Genomic DNA, 6453 nt, shown 5'->3' on the forward strand with positions numbered 1-6453 from the left:
GGCCCACGCCCCGCCGACACAGCACCCGCCGCTCTTCCTACGGGAAGGGGAGCTGGCTTGGCATGCTGCTGTGTCTGGTCAACTTGCTGCTGGGCTCGCCCGCCATGGCCCATGACGCCACCCCCGCCAAACCTGCAGCCTCCCCTGAGACCTCCGCAGCTGCCTCCCTTCACCCGAACGAACAGGGGCCCCACTGCCACCACGGGCATGGCCTTGCCGCCAACGATCGCCTCCTGCCGCGTGCGGAGCGCCTGGATGGCGACGCCGAGCCACCGCTTCCCGAAGTCCGGGCACTCTGCGTACCGCCGGCACGGCTCATCACCTCCGGGCAACCCTCCGCGGCCCCCGTTTCCTCCCCGGTTCCCCTCTATTTGTTGACCGAGCGCTTCCGCTCCTGAATCCCTCCTCGGCTCGCTCCCTGACAGGGCGAACCGCCAGCGCTGTGGACCCTTGCGGCCAAGGCCGCCATCTCACTACGCACGACGTCGACCACGTGACGGGCCTCCGTGCCCGCCAGCAGCAAGCAAGGAGCATGACCATGATTCTGCGCAAACACGCTCTCGCACTCGGACTCTCCCTGGCCATGGGGGCTGGCAGTGCCGACCTCACCATGGCGAGACCGGTGTCTACCTCTCCATGAGTACCGGTGCCGGCGTGGCGATCGGAAGTGCTAGCGTCACGCTGGTCAAGGGCAGCCTCGACGGCATAGTGCGGACCCGCAAGTTGGCGCGGATCACCATGCGCAACATCAAGCAGAACCTGTGCTTCCGAATATTGCATAACGTGTCGGGTGCACCGGCGGTCGGTGGTGATGAATTCGCTGCGCCTGCGCTGGATGAGGATTTGATCATGCATGACGACAAGGGATGGCTGGACCGTCGGCCGAGCAAAGGCACCTTCTGGCTCATGGTGGTGCTCGCCTTGGGGATTATGGGCTTCCTGCTCTGGGAGGAGCACAAGGTGCATCTGCTCGGTGCCCTGCCCTGGTTGATCCTGCTCGCCTGTCCGCTGATGCATGTGTTCATGCACAGCGGACATGGAGGCCATGGTGGGCATGATGACCACAAGGGAGGACGCGATGAGTGACGATGTGCCCGCCTATGGTCTGTGGGGCCTGGTGCTGCTCAACTCGGCAATCTTCATCTTCTTCGCCTTCAGCTTCTTCAAACCACAGACGCGCCGTGACTGGCGCTCACTCGGAGCCTTCAGTGCCTTCCTGGTGGCGCTGTTCACGGAAATGTACGGCTTCCCGCTGACCCTCTACTTCCTTGCCGGCTGGTTACAATCACGCTACCCGGAGGTGGACTGGTTCAGTCACGATGCGGGCCACTTGATGGAGATGCTGTTCGGCTGGCAGGCCAACCCGCACTTCGGGCCGTTCCATCTGTTGAGCATGGTATTCATCGCTGCTGGCTTCTGGATCATCGCCGCCGGCTGGCGGGCGCTCTATGCCGCCCAGCGGCGGGGAGAGCTGGCAACCACCGGGCTCTACGCCCGTGTCCGGCATCCACAGTACGCCGGCTTCGTGCTGGTGATGGCCGGTTTCCTGCTGCAGTGGCCCACCCTGCTGACCCTGGTGATGTTCCCGGTATTGGTGTGGATGTATTCGCGCCTGGCGATCCATGAGGAAAACGAGGTAGCGCGTCAGTTCGGTGGCGAATGGCACGCGTATGCAGCCCGAACGCCACGCTTCATTCCGCGCCTGCGGGCCGCGGGTTCCCACGGCCGATCCATGTGACGTCTCTGTCGTGCTGCATGGGCCAGCGTAGGCCCGGCCATTATTTGCCAAGGAGAGAATGAAACATGCCAACAGAGGCCCATCGCACCCACCACGCCATTAAGCAGCCAGCAGGCAGAACGGCTCCAAATGAGACACTGGAGGCGGGGCACCTCGCCTCTCAACTCACGGCAGCATGGCCTTTCGAGCTGGCCGCCTATCAGCTCGACCTGTGGCACCGCAGCGTGCGCTACCTGGACACGCTGCGTGAGCGCGCGAACAACATGCTCGAGCACGAGCGGGCCGGCAAGCCGCCGCTGCTCGACTTCGACTACGAGACGATCCTCGATGGTCGTCGGCTGGCGCGGCCGGCCAACTACGCCCTGCTCCGCATCACACGGGTCGGCGATGACTGCCTGGAGGACTGCCTCGACGCCAGAAATCCGCCGGTGATGATCGTTGACCCGCGTGCCGGCCATGGCCCGGGCATCGGCGGCTTCAAGCGCGACTCTGAGGTCGGCATGGCGCTGCATGAGGGGCACCCGGTCTACTTCGTGATGTTCTTCCCGGACCCCTTGCCCGGCCAGACCCTGGAGGACGTGCTGCACGTCCTGCGCCGGTTCGTCGAGACGGTGGCTGCGCGCCACCCCGGCCAGCCTCCGGTGCTCTACGGCAACTGCCAGGCGGGCTGGGCCATCGCCCTGCTCTCCGCCGACTGCGAGGGCCTGGTGGGACCTGCGGTACTCAACGGCTCGCCGCTCTCCTACTGGTCCGGAGAGTCCGGGGTCAATCCCATGCGTCTCGCCGGCGGCCTGCTGGGCGGCGCCTGGCTGACGCACCTGTTGGCGGATCTGGGCGATGGCCGCTTCGATGGTGCCCATCTGGCCACTAACTTCGAATCGCTCAAGCCGGCCAATACCCTGTGGCAAAAGGACTATCAGCTGTTCGCCGACATCGACGGCCAGCGCGAACGCTTCCTCGACTTCGAGCGCTGGTGGACGGGCTTCTACGCACTGAGCAAGGAAGAGATCACCGCCATCGTGGAGAACCTCTTCGTCGGCAATCAGCTCGAACGCGGCGAGCTGCGGGTCTGTCCGGGCTGCACCGTCGATCTCCGGCGTATCCGCAATCCACTGATGATCTTCGCCTCCAGCGGTGACAACATCACGCCGCCCCATCAGGCGCTCAACTGGATCCCCACGGTCTACCCGAGCACGGCGGCGCTCAAGGCCGCCGGCCAACGGATCATCTACCTGCTCAATACCCATGTGGGCCATCTGGGCATCTTCGTCTCCTCCAAGATCGCGCGCCTCGAGCACCGGGCGATCCTCGAGAGTGTCGGCGAGCTGAACGACCTGGCGCCCGGCCTCTACGAGATGCGCATCGACAACCCCACCGGCGACCCCGACTGCCACAAGCCCCAGTTCCAGGTGCGCTTCGAGGAGCGCCGCGTGGAGGACCTGGACTACCCCGACCAGGCCCCGGCGTTCGACCGGGTGCGCGCACTTTCCGAGCACAACGTGGCCTTCTACGAGACCTTCATCGGTCCTTGGGTTCGCCTGGCCGTCAATCCCTGGATGGCGGAGACGCTGCGTCAGCTGCATCCGGCACGCACCAGCCGGCTGATGTTCTCGGAACGCTTCGCGCCCTGGATGACCGGCGTGAAATGGCTGGCGGACGTGACAGAACCCGCCCGGGAGCTGCTCGACGATGACAATCCCTGTCGGCAGTGGGAGGCCCGCGTGAGCGAGTCGATTGCCACGACGCTGACCATCGCCGGCACGGCACGCGACAGCCTGTTCGAGATGGGGTTTCTCAGCCTCTACGGCTGGGGGCTGCCGAGTGAGGACGAAAGGCGACGCTGAGGGCGAGCCGGTACACAGCAAATATTGTTAGAACACCCATTCAAGGGAGAATGCTGGATGAAGATCGAGACCTTTCAAGACCTGATCGAGTGGACCCGGCAGCTGCATGCCCATCTGGCAGAGTGCCTGAAGCACTGTGCCACCCGGCAGGAAGAAACACGGGCCAAGTGGCTGCTGGAGTACCTCGCGGATCACGAGGCGACCCTGGAACAGACCATCGCCAACTTCGAGCGGCAGGCCGACCCGAAGGCCCTGCACACCTGGGTCTACGATTACCTGTCCCATACCCCCATCACCCCCCACCAGGCGTGTCGCGCACCCTACGCCGAGATGAGCTTCGATGCCATCTGCCAGGCAATCTTTGCGCTGCATGACGAGGTCATCGAATTGTACCGCTACCTTGAAGGACGGGCCGAGATTCCTGAGGCTCGCGAACTGGTTCGCGAGCTCTTGCGATTGGAAGAGCACGAGGCGATGCGCCTGTCCCAGCAGACCAACCGAGCCCGCGACCTGTAGCCCGGATGCTGGATTAGGTGCCGTATAAGGTTGCGAGCCAACCGGCGACGTCCGTCGGCCGGCGCCTGCACTCCATGGCCAGTCTCTTCTTCATGGTGGCGAGATCACCTCCGATGGCGGCGTCCTGCTGCTGCGCCAACTCGATCGCGAGATGGGCCTGACCCGCACCATCGCGCGCCGCCTCGATGACACCCGTGCCGCTCGCCGTTGCCAACATCGCGCCGAAACCATGCTCCGGCAGCGCGTCTTTGGCCTGGCGCTGGGCTACGAGGACCTCAACGACCACCACGCCTTGCGCCGCGACATCGCCCTGCAGACCGCGGTCGATACCGACGGCGTGCTGGCCAGCCAGTCGACGCTGTGTCGCTTCGAGCAGCAGGCCAGTCGTCAGTGGGCGGTGGCCATTCAGGAGGAGATCGTCGAGCAGTTCATCCGCTCCTTCCGGCGACCGCCGAAGAAGCGCTTGATCCTCGACTTCGACGCTACCGACAACCCGGTGCATGGCGAGCAGCTCGGCCGGCATTTCTCCGGCTTCTACGACGGGTACTGCTTCCTGCCACTCTACGTCTTCTGTGGCCAGCAGTTGCTGGTCAGCTACCTGCGCCCGGCCTATCGCGATGCCACCCACCATGCCGGTGCCATCCTGGCGCTGCTGGTCCGGCGGCTGCGCCAGGCCTGGCCCGAGGTGAAGCTCGTCTTCCGCGGCGACAGTGGCTTCTGCCGGCCGCTGATCCTCGCCTGGTGTGAACGCCATGGCGTCGAGTACATCGTCGGCCTGGCCACCAACAGCCGCCTGGAGACGCTGTCACTGGATATTCGCTATGAGTCGGCCATCCGCTGGGAGGCCGAGCGCACCAAGCAGCGTTACTTCGGACGCATTAACTATGCCGCCCACAGCTGGAGGCGCCCGCGACGCAAGGTGGTGGTCAAGGCCGAGACCAGTCACCGCGGTTTCAACACCCGCTACGTGGTGACCAACCTGCACGGCAGTCCGCAGTGGCTCTATGACCACCGCTACTGCCCGCGCGGCGACATGGAAAACCGCATCAAGGAGCAGCAGTGGTTGTTCGCCGACCGCACCAGCTGCCATGACTGGTGGCCCAACCAGTACCGGCTGCTGCTGGCCGGCCTGGCTTACCTGCTGCTGGAGCGGCTGCGCCGGGTGTACCTGAAGCGCACCGCGTATGCCACGGCTCAGGTCACCACCCTGCGCCTGAAGCTGCTGAAGATCGGTGGCGTGGTGATCCGCAATACCCGGCGCGTCCGCCTGATGCTGAGCAGTCACTACCCCGACCAGGACCTCTTCCAGAAGCTCGCACGCAAGCTGGTGCCGGGATGAGCGAAATGGTGCTGTCCCCGGCACGAGATAAACAATGGGGGTAGGGGGCAGTGCGTCTCGACGCGGGATAATCGCTCAAAAAGTGACCGATTCGCGCTAAATCTAGCGTGACGAGCAGGCCTGCTCATTCAGCAGGCCAACTTCGCGGCGCTGGTGAAATATCCGGGCTATGCCCCGCACACAGCTTGTCTAGGCAAGTGCGTAGTGATACAGATCAAGAGGCGTCGCTGCGGTTTGCACTACGCTGAGGTGGCGTCCCTCTGGATAGGAGGCCCTAGCATGACAGCAAGGCCCACGCCCCGCCGACACAGCACCCGCCGCTCTTCCCACGGGAAAGGGAGCTGGCTTGGCATGCTGCTGTGTTTGGTCACTTTGCTGCTGGGCTCGCCCGCCATGGCCCATGAGGCCTCTTCTGGCGTCGCCACAATGATCACCGAGATGGCCGCTGTCTCCCTCGCCCCAAGCGACCAGGGGCCCCACTGCCACCACGGACATGGCACAGCCACGCACGACCTTATCCAGCCTCGAACCGAGCGCCAGGAAATCGACGCCGAGTTACCGCCTGCCGAGAGCCATTCACCCCCTGCAGTGCCGATCTCGGTTGCTACCATCGGGCAACCCTCCGCAGCTCCCGTCTCCCAGCGAGCTCCCCTCTATCTGCTGACGGAGCGCTTCCGCTCCTGAGTATCTCGCCGGCTCTCATCCGGCCAGAGCAACCGTCAGCGACCAGAACGTTTGCGGCTAACACCGCTAACGCAGCTAGCACGACCTCAACACCGGCATGGGCCCACGGGCTCTCTCGGTAGCACGCAAGGAGAATGACCATGATTCTGCGCAAACACGCTCTCGCACTTGGACTCTCCCTGGCCATGGGGGCTGGTGGCACCGGCCTCGCCATGGCCCAGGGCGGCATGATGGGCAGCCAAAGCGGCTATGGCCCGGGCATGATGGGCCAAGGCGGCATGGGCCCCGGCATGATGGGCCAGGGCGGCATGGGTCCCGGCATGATGGGCCAA

6 protein-coding genes and 1 pseudogene are annotated in these 6453 nt (G+C 64.7%); all 7 read left to right on the plus strand.

Annotated features, from left to right (window positions below):
- Nucleotides 1-62 precede the first annotated feature (62 nt).
- On the plus strand, nt 63-398 hold the full coding sequence (locus tag FEF15_RS16450) for a hypothetical protein (RefSeq protein ID WP_163560251.1): 336 nt from the start codon (nt 63-65) through the stop codon (nt 396-398).
- A 508-nt stretch (nt 399-906) separates the two neighbouring features.
- Nucleotides 907-1086: a DUF2933 domain-containing protein gene (locus tag FEF15_RS16455; RefSeq protein WP_205598559.1), complete on the plus strand. Its 180-nt coding sequence runs from the start codon at nt 907-909 to the stop codon at nt 1084-1086.
- A complete protein-coding gene (locus tag FEF15_RS16460; protein ID WP_163560252.1) occupies nt 1079-1738 on the plus strand; it encodes an isoprenylcysteine carboxylmethyltransferase family protein in 660 nt (219 codons plus the stop codon). The genes FEF15_RS16455 and FEF15_RS16460 overlap by 8 nt, the downstream gene beginning before the upstream one ends.
- A gap of 65 nt (nt 1739-1803) precedes the next feature.
- A complete protein-coding gene (locus FEF15_RS16465; RefSeq protein ID WP_163560253.1) occupies nt 1804-3582 on the plus strand; it encodes a DUF3141 domain-containing protein in 1779 nt (592 codons plus the stop codon).
- A 57-nt stretch (nt 3583-3639) separates the two neighbouring features.
- Complete coding sequence (locus tag FEF15_RS16470) at nt 3640-4098, plus strand: ATPase (RefSeq protein WP_163560254.1); 459 nt, start codon at nt 3640-3642, stop codon at nt 4096-4098.
- Nucleotides 4099-4201: 103 nt separating this feature from the next.
- Nucleotides 4202-5437, plus strand: a complete 1236-nt coding sequence (locus tag FEF15_RS16475) for an IS1380 family transposase (RefSeq protein ID WP_163560256.1) — start codon at nt 4202-4204, stop codon at nt 5435-5437.
- An 824-nt stretch (nt 5438-6261) separates the two neighbouring features.
- Nucleotides 6262-6453, plus strand: a pseudogene (locus tag FEF15_RS16480) (hypothetical protein); the annotation flags it as partial.

The organism is Halomonas sp. NO4, assembly GCF_010994375.1.
In the GTDB taxonomy this organism is placed as follows: Bacteria; Pseudomonadota; Gammaproteobacteria; order Pseudomonadales; family Halomonadaceae; genus Halomonas.

Bases quoted from the DNA above. Each gene is read 5' to 3' on its own strand.
- FEF15_RS16450 (WP_163560251.1), top strand. From the start codon at position 63: ATGCTGCTGTGTCTGGTCAACTTGCTGCTGGGCTCGCCCGCCATGGCC.
- FEF15_RS16455 (WP_205598559.1), top strand. From the start codon at position 907: ATGGTGGTGCTCGCCTTGGGGATTATGGGCTTCCTGCTCTGGGAGGAG.
- FEF15_RS16460 (WP_163560252.1), top strand. From the start codon at position 1,079: ATGAGTGACGATGTGCCCGCCTATGGTCTGTGGGGCCTGGTGCTGCTC.
- FEF15_RS16465 (WP_163560253.1), top strand. From the start codon at position 1,804: ATGCCAACAGAGGCCCATCGCACCCACCACGCCATTAAGCAGCCAGCA.
- FEF15_RS16470 (WP_163560254.1), top strand. From the start codon at position 3,640: ATGAAGATCGAGACCTTTCAAGACCTGATCGAGTGGACCCGGCAGCTG.